Origin of the sequence: Streptomyces pyxinicus (assembly GCF_024753135.1) — a bacterium.
GTDB classification, from domain to species: Bacteria; Actinomycetota; Actinomycetes; order Streptomycetales; family Streptomycetaceae; genus Streptomyces; species Streptomyces pyxinicus.
On record NZ_JANUGP010000066.1, the window covers coordinates 1 to 1481 of the forward strand.

The 1481-nt window shown below is 68.7% G+C and carries 1 protein-coding gene; it reads right to left on the bottom strand.

What is annotated here, in order from left to right:
* The coding region (gene pyrG, locus NX794_RS35740) for a CTP synthase (protein ID WP_258783881.1) at positions 1 to 1481 on the bottom strand (1481 nt) is incomplete at both ends.

The window sequence follows — 1481 nt, forward strand, 5'->3', positions numbered from 1 at the left end:
TTGCCGTCGGGGGAGGTGCCGGAGAAGAGGATGCCGGCCTTCTTCTCCAGTTCCGCGCGGTAGGCGTTGTTGACCTCGTAGCGGTGGCGGTGGCGTTCCTCGACGTACTCCTTGCCGTCGTAGACCTCGCGCACGATGGAGCCCTCGGCGAGTTTGGCCGGGTACATGCCCAGGCGCATGGTGCCGCCCATGTCGCCTTCGCCGGCGACGATGTCGAGCTGTTCGGCCATGGTGGAGATGACGGGGTGGCCGGTGGCGGCGTCGAACTCGGTGGAGTTGGCGTCGCCGATGTCGGCGAGGTTGCGGGCGGCCTCGATGACGATGCACTGCAGGCCCAGGCAGAGGCCGAGCAGGGGGATCCGGTGCTCGCGGGCGTAGCGGATCGCGCCGACCTTGCCGAGGACGCCGCGGTCGCCGAAGCCGCCGGGGACGCAGATCGCGTCGACGTCGCCGAGCTGGGCCTGGGCGCCGGCCGGGGTCTTGCAGTCGTCGGAGGTGACCCACTTGATCTTCACGCGGGCCTTGTTCGCGAAGCCGCCGGCGCGCAGGGCCTCGGTGACGGAGAGGTAGGCGTCGGGCAGGTCGATGTACTTGCCGACCAGGGCGAGGGTGATCTCGTGGTCGGGGTGGTGGACGCGGTCCAGGAGGTCGTCCCAGGTGGTCCAGTCGACGTCGCGGAAGGGCAGGTCGAGCTTGCGGACCACGTAGGCGTCCAGGCCCTCGCCGTGGATGACCTTGGGGATGTCGTAGATGGAGCGGGCGTCGGGGCAGGCCACCACGGCCGCCTCGTCGACGTCGCACATCAGGGAGATCTTCCGCTTGATCGCGGTGGGCACCTCGCGGTCGCAGCGCAGCACGATCGCGTCGGGCTGGATGCCGATGTTGCGCAGCGCCGCCACCGAGTGCTGGGTGGGCTTGGTCTTCAGCTCGCCGGAGGGGCCGATGTAGGGCAGCAGCGAGATGTGCACCACGAACACGTTGTCCCGGCCGACCTCGTGGCGGACCTGGCGGACGGTCTCCAGGAACGGCAGCGACTCGATGTCGCCGACGGTGCCGCCGACCTCGGTGATCACGACGTCGACCTCGTCGGTCGCCATGCGGCGGATGCGGTGCTTGATCTCGTTGGTGATGTGCGGGATGACCTGCACGGTGTCGCCCAGGTACTCGCCGCGCCGTTCCTTGGCGATGACGGTGTTGTAGACCTGGCCGGTGGTGACGTTGGCGGAGCCGTCCAGGTCGCGGTCGAGGAAACGCTCGTAGTGGCCGATGTCGAGGTCGGTCTCGGCGCCGTCGTTGGTGACGAAGACCTCACCGTGCTGGAACGGGTTCATCGTGCCCGGGTCGACGTTCAGGTACGGGTCCAGCTTCTGCATCACCACGCGCAGGCCGCGGGCCTTGAGCAGCATGCCCAGGCTGGAGGCGGTGAGGCCCTTGCCGAGCGAGGAGGCGACACCCCCGGTGACGAAGATGTGCTTGGTCGT